Origin of the sequence: Falsihalocynthiibacter sp. SS001, assembly GCF_042445055.1 — a bacterium.
GTDB lineage: Bacteria > Pseudomonadota > Alphaproteobacteria > Rhodobacterales > Rhodobacteraceae > Falsihalocynthiibacter.
This window is the reverse complement of sequence record NZ_CP170339.1, coordinates 602,353-619,680: the sequence shown is the minus strand read 5'-3', so window position 1 is coordinate 619,680 and position 17,328 is coordinate 602,353. Positions and strand designations below refer to the sequence as shown.

The 17,328-nt window shown below is 52.8% G+C and carries 21 protein-coding genes and 1 tRNA gene; 6 read left to right on the top strand and 16 right to left on the bottom strand.

Translation table 11 applies throughout. The features are described 5' to 3' along the window. Positions 1-22 precede the first annotated feature (22 nt). From ACFE33_RS03100 to ACFE33_RS03060, 9 genes are all read right to left on the bottom strand, one after another. Positions 23-1,273, bottom strand: coding sequence for an ABC transporter permease (locus ACFE33_RS03100; protein ID WP_380056761.1), 1,251 nt, complete (start codon positions 1,271-1,273; stop codon positions 23-25). Continuing rightward, a complete protein-coding gene (locus ACFE33_RS03095; protein WP_380056758.1) occupies positions 1,270-1,965 on the bottom strand; it encodes an ABC transporter ATP-binding protein in 696 nt (231 codons plus the stop codon). Before ACFE33_RS03095 ends, ACFE33_RS03100 begins: the two co-directional genes overlap by 4 nt. A 6-nt stretch (positions 1,966-1,971) precedes the next feature. Then, entirely contained in the window at positions 1,972-2,601 is a 630-nt protein-coding gene (locus ACFE33_RS03090; RefSeq protein ID WP_380056756.1) for a DUF2796 domain-containing protein, read from the bottom strand. Positions 2,602-2,629: 28 nt separating this feature from the next. Further along, positions 2,630-3,016, bottom strand: a complete 387-nt coding sequence (locus tag ACFE33_RS03085) for a Fur family transcriptional regulator (RefSeq protein ID WP_380056754.1) — start codon at positions 3,014-3,016, stop codon at positions 2,630-2,632. A 129-nt stretch (positions 3,017-3,145) separates the two neighbouring features. After that, positions 3,146-3,874 carry an arsenical resistance protein ArsH gene (arsH, locus tag ACFE33_RS03080; protein ID WP_380056751.1) on the bottom strand — a complete coding sequence of 243 codons (729 nt, stop codon included), beginning with the start codon at positions 3,872-3,874 and terminating at the stop codon, positions 3,146-3,148. Beyond that, positions 3,849-4,271 (bottom strand): arsenate reductase (glutaredoxin), encoded by a 423-nt coding sequence (gene arsC / locus ACFE33_RS03075; RefSeq protein WP_380056748.1) that lies wholly within the window; start codon positions 4,269-4,271, stop codon positions 3,849-3,851. The genes arsH and arsC overlap by 26 nt, the downstream gene beginning before the upstream one ends. Continuing rightward, a complete protein-coding gene (gene arsB, locus ACFE33_RS03070; RefSeq protein ID WP_380056745.1) occupies positions 4,268-5,335 on the bottom strand; it encodes an ACR3 family arsenite efflux transporter in 1,068 nt (355 codons plus the stop codon). The genes arsC and arsB overlap by 4 nt, the downstream gene beginning before the upstream one ends. Positions 5,336-5,383: 48 nt before the next feature. Then, positions 5,384-5,716, bottom strand: a complete 333-nt coding sequence (locus ACFE33_RS03065; RefSeq protein ID WP_380058640.1) for an ArsR/SmtB family transcription factor — start codon at positions 5,714-5,716, stop codon at positions 5,384-5,386. A 97-nt stretch (positions 5,717-5,813) separates the two neighbouring features. Beyond that, positions 5,814-6,704, bottom strand: coding sequence for a LysR family transcriptional regulator (locus ACFE33_RS03060; RefSeq protein ID WP_380056742.1), 891 nt, complete (start codon positions 6,702-6,704; stop codon positions 5,814-5,816). 103 nt (positions 6,705-6,807) lie between these two features. Between ACFE33_RS03060 and ACFE33_RS03055 the strand changes: the two genes are divergently transcribed. Then, on the top strand, positions 6,808-7,305 hold the full coding sequence (locus ACFE33_RS03055; RefSeq protein WP_380056739.1) for a lactoylglutathione lyase family protein: 498 nt from the start codon (positions 6,808-6,810) through the stop codon (positions 7,303-7,305). 330 nt (positions 7,306-7,635) lie between these two features. Then, positions 7,636-7,725, top strand: a tRNA-Ser gene (locus tag ACFE33_RS03050). 91 nt (positions 7,726-7,816) lie between these two features. On the opposite strand, the gene ACFE33_RS03045 is transcribed toward ACFE33_RS03050, so the two are convergent. Together ACFE33_RS03045 and ACFE33_RS03040 are read right to left on the bottom strand one after the other, a co-directional pair. Beyond that, on the bottom strand, positions 7,817-8,749 hold the full coding sequence (locus ACFE33_RS03045) for an NAD-dependent epimerase/dehydratase family protein (protein WP_380056736.1): 933 nt from the start codon (positions 8,747-8,749) through the stop codon (positions 7,817-7,819). 79 nt (positions 8,750-8,828) lie between these two features. Continuing rightward, positions 8,829-9,221, bottom strand: a complete 393-nt coding sequence (locus ACFE33_RS03040) for a hypothetical protein (protein WP_380056733.1) — start codon at positions 9,219-9,221, stop codon at positions 8,829-8,831. Positions 9,222-9,357: 136 nt separating this feature from the next. On the opposite strand from ACFE33_RS03040, the gene ACFE33_RS03035 reads away from it, so the two are divergent. Continuing rightward, entirely contained in the window at positions 9,358-10,371 is a 1,014-nt protein-coding gene (locus tag ACFE33_RS03035; RefSeq protein WP_380056730.1) for an SDR family NAD(P)-dependent oxidoreductase, read from the top strand. A gap of 1 nt (position 10,372) precedes the next feature. On the opposite strand, the gene ACFE33_RS03030 is transcribed toward ACFE33_RS03035, so the two are convergent. Then, a complete protein-coding gene (locus tag ACFE33_RS03030) occupies positions 10,373-10,813 on the bottom strand; it encodes a hypothetical protein (RefSeq protein ID WP_380056727.1) in 441 nt (146 codons plus the stop codon). A 244-nt stretch (positions 10,814-11,057) separates the two neighbouring features. On the opposite strand from ACFE33_RS03030, the gene ACFE33_RS03025 reads away from it, so the two are divergent. From ACFE33_RS03025 to ACFE33_RS03015, 3 genes are all read left to right on the top strand, one after another. After that, on the top strand, positions 11,058-11,486 hold the full coding sequence (locus tag ACFE33_RS03025; protein ID WP_380056724.1) for a hypothetical protein: 429 nt from the start codon (positions 11,058-11,060) through the stop codon (positions 11,484-11,486). Beyond that, complete coding sequence (locus tag ACFE33_RS03020; RefSeq protein WP_380056721.1) at positions 11,483-12,730, top strand: O-antigen ligase family protein; 1,248 nt, start codon at positions 11,483-11,485, stop codon at positions 12,728-12,730. Before ACFE33_RS03025 ends, ACFE33_RS03020 begins: the two co-directional genes overlap by 4 nt. A gap of 73 nt (positions 12,731-12,803) precedes the next feature. Next, positions 12,804-14,915 (top strand): GumC family protein, encoded by a 2,112-nt coding sequence (locus tag ACFE33_RS03015; RefSeq protein ID WP_380056718.1) that lies wholly within the window; start codon positions 12,804-12,806, stop codon positions 14,913-14,915. Positions 14,916-14,973: 58 nt separating this feature from the next. On the opposite strand, the gene ACFE33_RS03010 is transcribed toward ACFE33_RS03015, so the two are convergent. The 4 genes from ACFE33_RS03010 to ACFE33_RS02995 form a co-directional block, all read right to left on the bottom strand. Further along, positions 14,974-15,528, bottom strand: a complete 555-nt coding sequence (locus ACFE33_RS03010; RefSeq protein WP_380056715.1) for a F0F1 ATP synthase subunit B — start codon at positions 15,526-15,528, stop codon at positions 14,974-14,976. 4 nt (positions 15,529-15,532) lie between these two features. Continuing rightward, positions 15,533-16,108 (bottom strand): F0F1 ATP synthase subunit B', encoded by a 576-nt coding sequence (locus ACFE33_RS03005; RefSeq protein ID WP_380056712.1) that lies wholly within the window; start codon positions 16,106-16,108, stop codon positions 15,533-15,535. Positions 16,109-16,183: 75 nt separating this feature from the next. Beyond that, positions 16,184-16,423 carry a F0F1 ATP synthase subunit C gene (locus ACFE33_RS03000; protein ID WP_380056709.1) on the bottom strand — a complete coding sequence of 80 codons (240 nt, stop codon included), beginning with the start codon at positions 16,421-16,423 and terminating at the stop codon, positions 16,184-16,186. 61 nt (positions 16,424-16,484) lie between these two features. After that, positions 16,485-17,258: a F0F1 ATP synthase subunit A gene (locus ACFE33_RS02995; RefSeq protein WP_380058639.1), complete on the bottom strand. Its 774-nt coding sequence runs from the start codon at positions 17,256-17,258 to the stop codon at positions 16,485-16,487. Positions 17,259-17,328 lie beyond the last annotated feature (70 nt).

The window sequence follows — 17,328 nt, the reverse complement described above, 5'->3', positions numbered from 1 at the left end:
GGCATCCACCTTTTTCGTCTCATTACGTTCTCACCATCATACCGTCGGCAATAGACATTCGATAGGCCCTTATCGCCGGTACGAGGCTCACAATTGCGCTAGCGAATATCACCGCGAGCAGCACCCAAACTTCACGCGTGGTCGGTGCCTCAATCGGCAACCACAAACCAATGGCGCTATCAAGGATCGGTTGCGCGATAACCAAGCAGATGTACAAAATCACAAGCCCAAGCACGGCACCAATTGCCGCCATCAACATTGCCTCTAGAACTAGCATACTCAAGATGGTGAACGGGCGCGCGCCCATTGCACGAAAGATTGCCATTTCGCGGCGTCGCTCATTCAGGCTTGAGAAGATCGTCGCCATCATCCCAATAAGCGCCGTTACCACCACCATTGCCGAGACTGCCAGCAATGCCTTCTCTGCAATTCCAACGATTGCCCAAAGCTCTTGCAAGGCAACACCTGGCAAGATCGCCAGCAACGGCTCTTCGCTATATTCGTTGATCGCACGTTGAAGGGCGAAGGTCTGAAGCGGGCTTTGGACACCGACGAGTGCGGCCGTTATCGCCTTGGGGGTGAGTTCCATTTCACGGATCACATTTGCGGGCGTAGATCGGCCCGGGACCTTTGCGCCAGATTGCCAATCAACGTGGATCGCCTCAATCGCTTCCATACTGATGATAACCGTGCGATCAACAGGGGTTCCTGTTTTCTCAAGGATACCCGATACGCGGAACGGCTGATCTGCGTGCTCGGCAAAGGACGCCAGACCATGGGCTACAACGATTGGATCGCCCACATTATACCCCAGCGCTGCGGCAACGTCGGCACCGATAACCGTATCAAACAGATCATCCATAATCGCGCCGCTGGCCACCGCGAGTGATCGCCCCTGTCGATATTTGTAATGCTCAAAGAATTCCTGCGTCGTGCCCATTACACGAAACTGGCGGTGACTATCACCAAGCGAAATCGGTACGATCCAGTCGACCTCGGGCCGCGAGGCAATGTCTTGATAGCTCTCCCATGTCACGTTGTTGGTGGCGTTGCCGATGCGGAACACCGAATACAACAGGAGCTGTACGGATCCCGACCGCGCACCAACAATAAGGTCCGTACCGGAAATCGTATCGGCAAAACTGGCCTTGGCACCCGTGCGCACTTTTTCCACACCAAGGAACAGCGCAACCGATAGGGCAATGGCAAGGATCGTCATCCCGACCGTCAACGCACGCGCCAATAGGGACGCAATAGCAAGGCGCATAATCATAGGTTTCGCCTCTCTACCTGTGCGATGTCTTCCATACGGATCACGCGATCGAAACGTTCGCCCAATCGTGGATCATGGCTGACCATCAATAGCGAGGTATTGTGCAGCGCAATCTGTTCGAACAACAAATCCAAGAATGCTGCCTGACTATTGGCATCCAAAGCCGACGTAGGTTCATCCGCGATAATAAGCGGCGGCTGACCAATTAACGCGCGAGCAACGGCGACGCGCTGTTGCTGACCAACGCTTAGAGCTGCGGCCTTCGCATTTCCAACGCCTTCGGGCAGGCCAAGCGTGGAACATAGCTGAGACGCCTCATCGTTCGCATCACCCGCACGCTTGCGGCGCGCCGGAGCGAAACGGAGCGGAAGCAGGATGTTGTCCATCACACTTCCAAACGGAAGTAGATTAAACTGTTGGAATATTACACCGATATGCTCGGCACGAAACTTATCACGTGCGCCACCTGACAACGCCGCACTGTCCGTGCCCGCAACATGAACCTTTCCCTTATCCGGCAAAACTGTACCGCAGATCAACGACAGCAACGTCGACTTGCCCGATCCACTCTCACCAAGCAGCAAAACCGACTCGCCCTTTGCCACAGATAAGTGAGCAACGGCGAGAGAGAACCCTGCCCGCCCCGGCCAGCGATAGGATACATCGGTGATTTCAAGAATCTGATCAGACACGTGCGATCAACGCTTTAAGTTCAGAACAGGTGCATCACGCTCCACTTCGAACGCCTGTGCGCCAGTTGTATCAATGATCTGAACCTCAAGCTCCTGTGCGTTCGGAAATGTTTCGAAGTAAGGGAAGGTTATCTCGGCCAAAGCATCTGTATTTTCGCAGTTCAGCGCATACTCGGCGTGGAATTCTGTATGCCCCGCATCTTCGGAAGGATCATGATCTTCATGCTCATGTTCCTCATGCTCATCATTGTGTTCTTCGCGTTCCTCATCCGCGTGATCATCATGGCGATCTTCATCGTGATGCGCTTCTTGCTCACCGTTCTCCAACTCTGCGTGTGCTTCAATGACTTCGCAATTCGCAGCATCAGGCATCCTGAATAACTCCAGCGGTGCTTCCAATGCTACCAATGCTGCATTGACCGCTGAAACATCGGCGTCACTCTCTGCCGAATACTCAAACCCGACAATATCGGCGCCAGGCGCTTTGAATATCATCGCGACAGACGTACCTTCAATCGCTATGTCGAGCGCCCCGACACCATGCTCATGCGCATCAAGCTGGCGAGAGTTTTCGGCGAATGCGGGGAATGCCGCAACAAGAGCAACAAGAGCAATAAGAGAAATGCTTCGTTTCATTTTATATCCAATTTGTTTATGAAAATGTTTACGCGGCGCAGCTAACGCATTGCCCGTGAATCTCAACAATATGCCGTTCAGCCCGAAAGGCATTCTTATCTGTTAGCGCTGTAAGTTTCGGCAAGAGGTCGCTGCCATCATGCTCCTCCACCGAACCGCAATCCTCGCAAATGGCCAAGACAGGCACGCTTTCTTCATGGTTACAGCGACAGGGCACGAACGCACGAAGCGACTCAAGACGATGCGCGCGCCCTTGATCTGTCAATGCGGTAAGGGTGCGATATACAGTAGGCGGGGCAATATCTGGCTCGGCCGCTTGAAGCCTTTCAAGAATTTGATACGCCGTCATTGGGCGATCAGATAATCTCAGTACACTCAGCACATCCGTCTGTCGGGCCGCCGCAGGTTTTCTCATTCGCTAACCTCACTGTTGCACCTTTATTATTTTATAAAGTAACAAAAATACAAGCCATGTTTTCAAGTTACGCGGATTTTCGCGCCCTTCCTATTACTTGGAACAACCTAACCTCATTCGCGATAGCAATCAGATCGCCGCTTGGTTAACACGCGCCGATAGCTCCGCGGCGCTTTCTTTGCGTTCGCTGTAACGGTCGACCAGATGGTCCTTATTGTCTCTTGTCAGGACAGTGAACTTCATCAGCTCCTCCATCACATCAACCACTCGATCGTAGAATGGCGACGGCTTCATTCGGCCTGCCTCGTTAAACTCATGGAATGCTTTGGGAGTAGAAGACTGGTTCGGAATCGTTAGAAGACGCATCCAGCGCCCGAGAATACGTAGCTGGTTGACGGCGTTGAAGCTCTGCGAGCCGCCGCTGACCTGCATAACCGCCAGAGTTTTGCCTTGGGTTGGGCGCACCCCGCCGAGCGAGAGAGGGATCCAGTCAATTTGAGTTTTCATTATGCCTGTCATTGCGCCATGTCGTTCAGGCGAACACCAGACCATCCCTTCGGACCAAGTGACCAAATCACGTAACTCTTGCACCTTGGGATGAGAGGCCTCAGCATCGTCGGGCAGAGGCAATCCAGAGGGGCAAAATGTTCGAGTTTCGGCGCCAAGTCGTGTCAAAATGCGAGCGGCTTCTTCCGTCATCAGACGGCTATAAGAACGATCTCGAAGCGAGCCATATAGCAATAGGATACGCGGTGGGCGCAATTCATTTGATGGCGCCGCAAGTCGTTCCAAACTGATGGCTTGGAAATGTGATTCGTCAATATTCGGAGTATCAGTCAACGCGCTTTCCTTCCTCATCCAAAATCAATGTGCCATCTTCTTTTGCCATCGGACCCGGCGGCAATCGGTCAAGAAGGTCCAGCACGATCTCGACTGGTCGACACAACCTAACCCCCTTAGGAGAGCAAACAATAGGACGGTTCACCAGAACGGGATGTTCAAGCATTGCCGCGATTAGCGTCTCGTCGTCCACGGAAGGATCGAGCAGCCCCAATTCCTCTGCGGGCGACCTCGTCGTGCGCAACGCGGTGCGCGGCGTAAGGTCCGCAGCGGCGAACAGAGCCAGGAGTTGTGGCCGCGTCCAGCCTGTATCAAGATACGGGATAATCACTGGCTCTTTGCCCGAAGCTTCGATAATCGACAAGACCTTACGAGATTTTCCGCAATCTGGGTTGTGATGTATAACGACGGTCATTTTGTGTTGCCTTCTGATGGAAACCAGTGCCGAGTCCTGTTCGCGAATGCCACCAGAGTGAGCATCACTGGAACCTCGACCAAGACGCCAACAACTGTGGCAAGTGCTGCGCCAGACCCTAGCCCAAATAGGCTTATCGCCACAGCAACAGCCAACTCGAAAAAGTTTGACGTGCCGATCAGCGCACAAGGAGCCGCTACATTGAACGGAATGCCCCAAGCTCGCGCGGCAAAGTAAGCAAGGAAGAAAATGCCGAACGACTGGATCAACAATGGCACCGCGATGAGCGCGATCACCAATGGGTTCTCAAGGATTACCTCGCCCTGAAAAGCAAAGAGCAGCAAAACGGTTACAAGCAACCCGATGATCGAGAAGGGCTGCGCGCGCGCCTTGAAGTCATTAACCGCCTCTTCTCCGCCCTTCTCTACCAGTCGCCGCCGCGTCAGATACCCAGCGAACAAAGGCAGCAAGACATACAGACCAACCGACAAGATCAAGGTGTCCCACGGGACTATGATGTCGGTCGCACCCAATAAGAACGCGACGATAGGCGCGTAGGCAAAAATCATCACGACGTCGTTTACGCTAACTTGGACCAAAGTATAGTTAGGGTCGCCGCGCGTCAGGTTTGACCAAATGAAAACCATCGCAGTACATGGCGCAGCCCCGAGCAGAATAACACCCGCCAAGTATTGCTGCGCATCATCGGGCGGAATCAACCCTGCAAACACATAGTTGAAAAACAGTACGCCCAGCGCTGCCATCGTAAAGGGTTTGATCAGCCAGTTTATCACTAGAGTAAGGACCAGCCCTTTAGGCTTATCCCCCACCTGTCGGAGCGTGCCGAAGTCCACGCCAACCATCATGGGATAAACCATCGCCCAAATCAGCACCGCAACAGGAAGGTTGACCGATGCGACCTCAAGCGAGGCGAGCGCCGCAAAAACCTCTGGAAATACATTGCCGAGAAACAAGCCTGCACCAATTGCAATCGCCACCCAAACGGACAGCCAACGCTCGAATGCACCAAGCCCTGCCGTCGCTGGAAGTGTTGTATCAGTCATAGTTAACTCTCATTTGTTTCGCGGCCTGCCTTAGGCATTCCGCACATTCTAATTCGTACAAGCCAATTCATTTATGATGGGTCGGCATAACTCTGGACGGCCATCGCAGCAGTCCTCCATCAAGAAGGCGAGCAAGCCTCGCATCCCTTCCATGTCCGCGAAGTAACGAACACTCCGCCCTTCTCTCTCACTCCGAATCAACCCCGAGCGTGCTAGGATCGCAAGATTGGTCGACATCGTATTCTGGCGCACCTCAAGAGTGTTGCTAATTTCGCCAGCCAACATTCCCCTCTCTCCTGCTTTCATGAGAAGGCGGAATACGTCTAGGCGAGTGGCCTGACTAAGTGCAGCAAAAGCTTCAAGGGCATTTAATTTATCCATATATCGAGAAATATAGATATAAAAGGCATAGGTCAAGACCCACATTTGGTTTAACAAATCACTTCATATATTTCGCCTAGAGACTAGGGTTCAATACTTACTTGAGTTGCCCTGCGACGCTTGCGATTAGTTCGCTCGCATATGTGAGCCGAGCCGACAAAGAGCGGCCGCGCCGATTGGCCAACCACAACTCGTGCCAGCGACGCTCTGGAAGCTCTATAATCTTGAGTAGTTCTTTCTGCCCAAACGCTTCGACGCCACTTCGAGGCAGCAGGGTATAACCAACTCCCCGCGCGACCGGCGCGGGAATCTGTCCGATCTGGTTCACATAGCCGCGAATGCGTATCTTGTCCGCGCCAGGGTATGCTTCGGGAAAGTTGAGATTCAGCAAATCGTCCGCATAGGCGTGACCATCTGGATGCGCTATGAAACCACGCTCATCCAGATCGGCAAATCCCGTCAACTCTTCGGACGCGTCCGCAGGTAGAACAAGGCACAACTCCTCGCGCCCCATGCGCCTTGCATCTAAACGCGCATGATTAGGGTCCGCCCCCAACACGCCAAGATCAAAGCGCCCGTCGAGCAAACCCGATTGAATTTCTGCCTGTGGCGCTGCCTCAAGTTTGATAGATAGATCTGGCGCGCCCTCCATCCAAGGTAACAGCTTGGGATAGAGCAGCATGGCAAAGCTCCCTGAACAGGCAATACGAACCTCCCCGACATCTCGATCATCGGTCTCCAACGCCTCTCGAAGCCTCTTTTCCTCGGCGCGACGCGACAGACCCAGCTCAAAAATCGCCTCGCCCGCGGCAGTAAGCGTGAAGCTCTTGCCCTGCTGACTAATCAGCGCTTGCCCTAGCTGACCTTCAAGCTTCCTCAAGTGCTGCGAGACACCTGGTTGCGTCATATTCAACCGCTCTGCCGTTCGAGTAAAATGCCCCGTCTCGCAAAGCGTGGTGAATGTATTGAGCCAATTTGCGTTCAACATGGGATTTCAATCAATTTGTTATGATTATCATTCCATATGATAATTTCACATATTCCCAACCGGTGTCTACCTTAGCTTCAACGCAACCCATTGGAGAGAAACAATGACCCCGACCCCTCGCACATTTTCCCATATCGGCCTCTCGGTCCCCGACCTCGACGCCGCAGTAAAGTTCTACTCCGAAGTCCTCGGATTCTATGTCGTGATGCAGCCATCCGAAGCCATCGAAGATGACAGCGCCATCGGCATTATGTGCACCGATGTGTTCGGCCCAGGATGGGGCTCGCTCAGAATTGCGCACCTCTCTACCGCGGACGGCATCGGCATCGAAATCTTCGAGTTCCCCGACAACTATGCGCCCGATGATAAGCTCGAACACAAGCGGCACGGCACCTTCCATTTTGCGATACAAGACCCAGATGTCGAGGGGCTAACCCAGCGCATCGTCGAAGCAGGAGGCCGCCAGCGCATGCCAGTGCGTGAATATTACCCCGGCAAAAAACCCTATCGGATGGTTTATGTCGAAGACCCGTTTGGCATTGTCTTTGAACTATACAGCCACGGCTACGAACTCACCTATTCCGCCGGCGCCTACGAATAGTCGAACTCATGGGCGCCGACATCCCATCGGCGCCCATGCAATAATACAAAGATACTATGGTGCTAACGAGGATCAAACAGAAACATTCATCGACGAGGTCAGCGCATCTCAGTCATAACTCATTATTCCGAACATGTATGACGACCCTCACCATCAGAGATCAACTCCCCCTTTTCAGTGGTGCAAGTAAGTGAAAAGGGGCCGCAGGAAACAAACACCGATAACCACAAGATTTCGCTAAATTCTCTACGCTCCCCCGCAAACAAAAAAGTCTCCAATCGCTGATTTTCTGCCTTGTTTCTTATTGTTCCGACACATATACACGCCAGCGGAGACGTGGCCGAGTGGTCGAAGGCGCTCCCCTGCTAAGGGAGTAGGCCCGGAAGGGTCTCGAGGGTTCGAATCCCTTCGTCTCCGCCACCAAAATCTATAGATAGTCTCGCCTTTTATCTCACTGACATCTTAGAATTGATGGCTTTGGTAAGCCTATACCGCATCAAAGCTTTTCTTGTTATTGATTGAATTGGGTGAAGCCCTCTCCGCGCAAGGTCTGGATCAAACCTGGGCGTAGACCAATTTGTGGCTTCCAACCTAACTCCTTAGCGGCAAGCGATATGTCAAGATGACTCTGGCGAACGCTCGATCCATCCCCCTCTATATACTTGCGGCGAATATTACGGCCCGCAACTGCTTCAATCTCACTTACTATTGCGTTGATCGTCAAACAGCCGCCTCCACCAATATTCAATAGGCGGTGGAATAAGGCTTGGCGCTCGATTGCAGAACAGAATGCCGCAACGACGTCATCAATATAGACAAAATCCCGAGCATCCTCGCCATCACCATAGATGGTCATTTCCTGATCGTGCTGAAGTTTCTCAATTATGCTCGGTATCAAGAAATTCTGCGCGCTACGGTATTCCTGCGAAGGACCGTAAGGGTTTGATAACCTTAGAGTAACAAAATCTAGATCGTGTGTTAGATGGAATAAATCATAATACTTCTCAATCATCAGCTTAACGACACCGTACGAATTCTGCGGCGTAGGAACCACTTCCTCGCTGGTCGGTACAATAGGCGCGTTTCCATATACCGCCCCCCCCGACGAGGCGAAAATTACGCGACAGACGCCACGGCTCGCACACAGCTCTAAAAAGCGAATGTGCGGGAAGACCTCATGCTCAATGTCATGTAACAACTGTCCGTTGCCTGTCCGCGGATTAATACCGTTTACGAGCTGCACAACTGTGTGACCCTCGCGTATGTACCGCTCATAGGTCGACACATCACCAAAATCTGCCTTAACACTCGTGATGTTTTCGTGTGACAATGGCAGCGGTCGACGCGATATTGCAGTAACTCTTTTACCTGAATCTGCTAGCGCAGCAGCGAGGTTCCGGCCGATGAATCCCGAACCACCGAAAATCACAACATCACTTACCACTGCACTCCCCCGCCCTATTTCCACCAGTGCCTAACGACACGATCTGATCTCATAAAAACTTGTGAAGCAATCCGAGCCGCTAATCAATGCTCACAAACTCGACAGCCCGCTCGTCGGTAACGGTCAAGACGACGGCACCTAGAATGCCAGAACTTATATCTGCATTCGTAATGGCAACCTTCGAGTATCCCATCCGATGTTCCGCGAAGTCTTTATGCGTCACCACAAGGTTAAAGTACGCAAGCCTGATTACTCCGTGATCAAGCCCCCATGAGCCCTGCCGTGTACTGATGCTATTTCCCGTCGATTGGCGCACGATATGGCGATAGGATCCATCTTCGAACAACTCCAGCGTCTGCGTGAACGCCAAACCCGTATATTGATAGGTGCGCTCCAACTTAGGCCCATCAGCATAGCACGCACCCAACGCAATCAATGCTAACCCAACTAATAACCTCCATAATCCGTTCACAGTTCACCTCCGCCGCCGCGCAAAGCCATGCATACGACCAAGAAGTTTAGATTTGCCTAACCCTGCGCTAGATTTCCACGATGTTCCGTCCTAAACAAAACTCAATCCAAATTCATAAAACGAGCGGACCATTGTAATGAAAAAGATTCTTATCACCGGCACCGCTGGATTTATCGGATTCCACCTGGCTAAACTCTTGCTATCAGAAGGATTTACTGTCGTGGGGTTCGATGCGTTGACAGATTATTATGACGTCCGCCTTAAGGAACGGCGGCATCAGATCCTCCTCCAGAATGAAAAATTTACATGTAAGATTGGCCAACTAGAAGATTTTGAGACCCTTCACCGCCTGTGCATGGATGAACAGCCAGACGTTATTGTTCACCTCGCGGCCCAAGCGGGCGTGCGCTACTCCCTCGAGAACCCGCGCGCATACGTTGACGCCAATGTCGTCGGTACATTTAATGTCATGGAGTGCGCGCGCGAGCTTAACGTGGAGCACCTTCTTATGGCCTCAACGTCGTCTGTTTACGGCGCCAATATCGAAATGCCCTATACCGAAACGGAAAAAGCCGACCTCCCTCTCACGATTTATGCCGCAACCAAGAAAGCCGGTGAGGCCATGGCCCATTCCTACGCCCACCTCTGGAATTTGCCGACGACTATGTTCCGTTTCTTCACGGTCTATGGCCCGATGGGTCGCCCCGATATGGCGTTCTTTAAGTTCACCCAGCGTATTCTCGATGGTGAGACCATTGATGTTTACAACAACGGCGATATGTACCGCGACTTCACATATGTGGAGGATCTCGTTAAGGGCATTCGCCTACTTATTGACACCCCACCGGCTCGCCCCGAAAAGCCAGAGGATATCATCGAGGGCGACAGCCTCAGTCCTGTTGCGCCCTATCGCGTCGTGAACATCGGCAACTCAGAAAAAGTGCGCCTGATGGATTTCATCGAAGCAATCGAGGATGCAACAGGTATCAAAGCTAATAAAAACTACATGGACATGCAAAAAGGCGACGTCCCTGCCACTTGGGCCAACGCAGAATTGTTACGCACGCTCACTGGATATCAGCCCGAAACCAGCTTCAGGGACGGAATCACTAAGTTTGTTGCTTGGTATCGCGATTACTATCAGAAGTAGCTTAACTCGGACTTGCCGCGAAGGCAGCGGCACCAGCCCGACTTCTGTCCAACCCTACCGATGCCAAGTTTCCGGAGCCGACAGCAGCCACCACACTTCGGATCGATTGCGCCTGATGCTGATCAGAAGTCTCCTGTGCAACCTGCTCCAGCGCTTCGCCTAAACCACTGTAATCCTGCGACGACGTCTCCTGCGCGGCAGTGACAATCGTGCCCGCAATTACACCAAGCTGCGAATTAAACTCGGCCTCCGAAAGCCCCGCTGCTTTGAGGTCTGCGATCACGAGTTGCACTGCGGCCGCACAACTCCCTGGACTCGCGCTACACGCGTTCAGCAATTGCTCCTGATCGAAACTCAACGTCTGAGCGTTCGCTGAAGCCGGCAACGCTGCAAGAAGCGTCGCGGTTAGCAGCGCTGAGATTTTCGTTAACAAATTATTCATTACTTTCCTCATATCAAAAGAACACACAGAGTCATCAACACGGATCCAGTCCAAATTGCTAACCAGACGCATCATCACGGTTACTTTTTCGTTATTTATCATATGTATATCTGCCCATTGGATCCGCACTGAGCTTTCCTCGAAGACCAATGATGACGGCCACACCTTGCCAATATCTAGCCAAGCAAGAGAAGCGCTGCTGATGCGTTGCCTCGACAGTCAAACCGCTAATACGCGAATATTCATGCCCGTAGCAGAGCAAAAAGCGCGCAACAATAAATGCTCTAATCTCGCACAAGAAATCCTGCTTCAATCTCCTACGAACTCCCTCGCCCTATTAACATTGGCTGCGTCGAATCAGGGTGAAGGTAATCAGCAATTCGTTAACGCAACCTTAACTCTCGCCCACGAAACTGCAGCGTACGAAGGCTGGCTGGCGGAATATCGGGTAAAATTTGCATTCGATAACTGGCAGAAAATGTCATTCGCCAGCAAAGGTTGGATAGAAAAAGACATCGCCTTGCTCCTCCAAGGCCACCGCACGCGCCCATTCATGGCACAACTTTACATCGCATTTCCTGAACGCCGCGCTATGTTACTCAACATCGCACAGGAGCAATCCCAGAGGGTTCAACACGCCTACCTAGCTGCGATAAAGGCCGGTGCGCCATGACCATTAACCAATTGCACAACAGGTCAGCTTGGCTCCTCGCCGCGATTGTCCTTGCATCTGCCATCCCGATGGCATCGAACCGACCACTCGCCTGGATGATCTGGTCTGGAATTTTGGCCTTCATGTTGCTGCTCAACACAATCGCTTCTCCTCGGGTCGTGATGTCTGGAAACTCGCGCACTCTCCTCACGATCGGCGGCGTGTTGATCATATATGCGCTCGTGCAATCGCTTCCATTGGGTATAAATGGCGACCTGCCAAACGATCTAAGCATCTCAATAAAAACAGTCAGTATAACACCCAATGCCACTCTGCTTGGGGCGCTACGCTTAGCGAGCTATGGGATTCTTTTCTACCTCGCCATACTTGCCGCGGCCTCCCGTGAACGCGCGATGCAACTGGCATGGATCATTTTCATTGGGGTCGCACTTCATGCCATTTGGTCTTTGTTCGCGCTGCGCCTTCTCAACGACTTTGTACCGTGGGGCGAAAAGACTGCCTATCTCGGGGCCGCAACAGGAACCTTCGTTAATAAGAACTCCTTCGCAACATTCCTCGGGATGGGATTAATCCTCGGATTGTGTCTCATCTTTGAGGGTCGCTCTCAGAAAAAACCGCTGGCGTGGCTCGGCATACTTTGCATCAGCATTGCGCTGCTGCTAACGCAATCGCGCATGGGGGTATTCTCGACCGCAGTCGCAGCGATGGCTTGCATCCTAATTTTCAGACGCAACATTTCCCGCTCCCAAGCGTCTGTGTTTACGATCCTTACCGCGCTGTTAACTAGCGCATTCGGCGCCGACCTTATCGAACGCTCTGTTTTTTCGCTCCACGACACCACCGGCCGAATTGCCCTTTGGCAGCAAACAATTGACCTCATCAAAACCCGCCCGTTAACCGGCTTTGGCCTCGACTCTTTCACCAGCGCATTCCCCCTTCAACACTCGCCCGGCGTTCCAAGCGACGTTATCTGGGAATACCCGCACAACACCTACCTAACCCTATGGTCAGAAAGCGGAATAATCTTCGGTTCCTTACCGCTTCTTATCCTTGCTTGGATCGCTGCAAAGCTACTTAGACACAGCCTCAAACAACCTACCGCACTACCTGCAGCAGCGCTGGGAGTTATCGTTCTCGGAGGCATCCATTCCCTTGTGGATTTCAGTCTGGAAATACAGGCGAACGTCTTTCTGTTTATCTTCATAATCGCCCTCGGGTTGGCGCAGTCGGAACCGAAAAGTTAACGAAAGTTTACGCCATATTAACTATTTTGAACGCTGATTGGCGACGAGCAAAAACCGTCCGAAAGCAGCAATTATGACATCAGGCCCAACCGAACCCATGAACCTAAGAGACGTCTTGGGCCTTCTTCGCCGAAAAATCCGCCTGATTGGTCTGTCAGTTGCGTTGGTTTTGGGGGCGGCGCTCGTTTATCTGCTCTACGCAACGCCGCAGTACTCCGCCACAGCGTGGCTCTTTGTGGATACGACGCAAAAGAACCTCCTGAACAGCGAAGAGGCCTACGCCGCGCCGAATATGTCGGATAATGCGCGTATCGAAAGCGAAGTTCTGATGCTGAAATCGAATACTGTCGCGATGGCCACGATTGACCATGCGAAACTCTACGCGCATCCGCTCTATGCCCCACGGTTAACCACAATCGACAAAGCCAGAATGATGCTGGGCCTCGCCGATTCTGCGCCAGAGAGTGGCGATGATCTACTTTCCGCTATCCTCCAGAAGCTCAACAAAACCACATCAATTCGTCGCATGGGCCAGACGTATCTGATTTCAGTTTCCGCCACCTCCGAAGACCGTCAGCACGCCGCCGATTTGGCCAATGCCCTCTCACAAACCTACATCAAACTACAAGTTCAATCCAAGATTAACGCTGCCCTTGCCGCCCGCGATATTCTCCAGAGTCAGATATCCGTGGCGCGCGATGAACTCGCGGCTTCCGAGGGCGCATTTGATCGCTACATTCAGGCAAATCTCGATCGCCTAAGCCAAGAAAGCGGCAATCTTGATCTTGTCGGACTACGCGGTGATCTGGATGTCGTAAGCCGCGCACACCTTGCCACCGCGACACGTCTAAACGCCGCATCTTCCGCCTTCGAAACTCAGGACTGGAACAGCTTAGCCGCGACTCTTGAGAATAGCGCCGTTGCAGAGCTAAGCCGGCAACGCGCCGACCTCAAACGACGGATTGGAGAGGCCGATGATAGCAGCGCCATTGATCTGCGCCGCGAGCTTGAGAAGCTGGAAACCGACCTTACCACACAGAGCCAGTCCGCATTAACCACGCTGCGCAACGAGTCTATTGGCCTCGAAGCCTCACTGCGCGAAAAACGCCAAGACCTGCGCACGACCGTTCTCCAAGGTGATCTTTCCCCCACGAGTTTGGCCCAAATCTATCAGCTCCAACAAGAGGCCGACATCGCGCAGCGGCACTATGCCAAGCTCCTTTCGCGCGCATCTGACCTTCAGGCCCAAGCCTACGTTCAAGTTGCCGATACCCGCATTGTTTCCGAAGCTCTGCCGCCTTCTCGCGCAAGCTTCCCAAACAAAGGCCTGATCGTCGTTGTGGCCGTTATTGTCGCACTTGTTCTCGGCGTTGGGCTTGCATTCTTGAGCGAATATTACGTCGGTGGCGTCACGACGATAACTCAACTTGCCAATGTCTTGCCCGTCCCCGTTGCGGCCGCAATCCCTCGGGTTGAGCTTCTGCCCGAACAACACACGGTGGCGGATTACGTGCTTGATGCACCTCTGTCGGTCTATGCGGAATCCCTTCGGCTCATGCGAAGCGCAATCGATCAGGCCACAGCCCACGCATCTGATTGCAAAGTGATCATGATCACATCTTCCGTGCCCGCCGAAGGCAAGAGTTCCGTCGCGCTTGGCCTCGCACGGACCTATGCCGCCGCGGGAAAATCAACGCTTCTGATTGATGCTGATTTGCGCAAGCCCAGCCTACATCAATACCTGAACGTCACCCCCGAAAATAGCCTGCTTGAGTATCTCGGAGGGTCCATGCCAATCTCGGATGCCGTCGGGTTCTATACCTCCGATCCGCGCTCAAAACTTGGGGTTATCATGGGGCGGGACCGCGCCGATGTGCCCACGGATCAGATGGTTCAGTCCGATGCGTTCCACAAGCTTCTGGCAACCGCTCGCGAAGCTATGGAGGTCATCATTATTGACACTTCCCCGCTTCTCCCCGTGGTGGACGCGCGCTACATCGCGCCTGTCGCAGATGTCGTCATTGATTGTGTGCGCTTTGGAATGACAGAACAACGCGACTTGCGTGGCGCCTATGCCCAACTCGCCGGAAGCGTCGCACCCAAAACGCCGATCTTGTCGCTCTTGACCTATGATGAGAGCAAAGCATCAGGCTATCGCTATGATGGTTATTACGGCTCAAACTAGCGCATAAAAAAACCCGACCACACTGGGCCGGGTTCTTTTGAATTCATATCAACCGAAGTTAGTGCAGCTTTGCACCGACCTCTTTAATTGAGTCGTCGATCAGCTTGTTGCCGTCCGCCGCAGAAGTATTCGCCGCGATAACATCGCGAGCTGCGCCAATCGCAACTGTGATTGCTGTGTCGCGTACTTCTTTGACTGCCGCTGCTTCCGCAGATGCGATCTGATCTTGAGCACCGGCAATACGACGTTCAATCGATTTCTGGAGGTCTGCTTTTGCCAATTCAGCGGCCGCGCGGGCCTCTTCTTTGGCTGCGGCAACGATACCTTCAGCTTGAGTTTGAACTTCTTTTTGCTTGCGCTCGTACTCTGCCAGAACAGTTTTCGCTTCTTCGCGAAGAGCACGTGCTTCGTCGAGATCGTTCTGAATCCCTTCAGCGCGTGCATCCAACTGGCGGTTCAGGATCGCCGGAACGTTGAAACGCAACAGAACCGCAACGAAAAGGATGAACGCCAGAAGAACAACAAAATCTGTATTGCTCAACGAAAGGAAAGGCCCAGAAGCAGCCATCGCCGGTGTTGCCGCGAATGCGAGAAGGAAAGTAAGATTTTTCATCATATTACCCTTTCATCCGCGCAGTAACAGCGGCTGTGATTGTTTTGGCATCGGCTTTACCACCGAGCGCCGCAACGATCTCTTTTGCTGTGTCCTTGGAAACCGCTTTCACGCTCTCCATCGCACCGTCACGAATGGCCGCAATGGCTTTTTCGCTTTCGGCGGACTGAACCGCGATCTCTGCGTCTGCTTTGGCAATCGCAATATCCAGATCGTTTTGGATTTCTGCTTTTGCTTCTGCAACAATACGAGCAGCCTCAACACGTGCGTCTGCAAGTGCCTTAAGATAGGCCTGCTCTGCTTCGTGCGCTTTCTGCTTCAGCTCTTCAGCAGCAGCGATATCGCCTGTGATTGTGCCCTGACGTTCGGACAAAACGGAAGCGATGCGAGGCAAGGCAACTTTTGTCAAAACGAGGTAGATCACAACAAGCGTAACTGCCAGCCAGAAAATCTGGTTAGGAAACGTTGCGAAATCTAGTTGCGGCATACCTGCAGCTTCGGCCGCATGGCCGCCTGCATCGTGCGCATGATTTGCGACGTCGTGTGCGGCGTCAGCGCCGCTATGTGCATCATTTGCCATGTCGTCCTCCAGGAACCTTGTTTACAACGGGCGGGCGCTAGGCACCCACCCGCACGTAAGGATGGTCCGTGAGACTTAAACAGCAAACATAAGCAGCAAAGCAACGAGGAACGAGAAGATCCCGAGAGCCTCGGCGAACGCGATGCCGATGAAGAGTGTTGCTGTTTGAGCTGCTGCTGCAGATGGGTTGCGAAGCGCACCTGCGAGGAAGTTGCCGGCTACGTGGCCAACACCGATAGCGGCTGCGCCGGAACCGATTGCTGCGAGGCCTGCGCCGATGAATTTGCCGAGTGCTGCTGCTGCGAGTACTTCCATGATATTTCTCCTTACGGTGGTATTTAGATAATTAGGTTGAGAGAGTTCAAACTTGATCCGTTTAGTGCGACGGATGCAGCGCGTCTTTCAGGTACACGCAAGTCAGAATGGTGAACACGTAAGCCTGGATGAAGGCCACGAGAACTTCGAGGGCGTAAACCGCCGTGATGGCAAGGATCGGCATGAAGGCAAACACGCCCAGCGCACCGGCAAACCCTGCGAAAACTTTGATAACTGCGTGGCCAGCCATAACGTTACCCGCCAAACGAATGGAGTGGCTAACTGGGCGCACGAAGTAAGAGATAAGCTCGATGATCGCGAGGATCGGGCGCAGCGGCAACGGAGCCGAAGATACCCAGAACAAGCCAAGGAAACCTGCGCCGTTCTTTACAAATCCAACGATCGTTACTGTGATGAACACAAGCAAAGCGAGGATCGCTGTCACCGCGATGTGCGATGTGGTTGTGAACGACATTGGAATAAGACCAAGGAAGTTCGAAACCATAATGAACAGGAACAGCGTCATGATATATGGGAAGAATTTAACCGCGTCTTTACCGGCAACATCTTCGACCATCTTGTAGATAAAGCCATAAAGAAGCTCGCCAACACTTTGCGAACGAGACGGAACCATCGCACGGCCACTTGTACCAAGCACGAGCAACAGAACAATAACAACAACCGTTGTTGCCATCCAGAGCGTCGCGTTTGTTGGTGTGTACCAGTGAAGCGGACCAGTGTGGTCGCCAAACAGCGGGATGATGTTGAACTGATCCATCGGGTGGATCGCAAGCGCCTTAATATCTGGCTGCATGAAGACGATCGCAATCGCCATCAGTGCAACTGCGCCCCACAACGCGATTTTCCCGAAAGAGGAGCCTGATTTAGCCGCTTGATCCGCCATG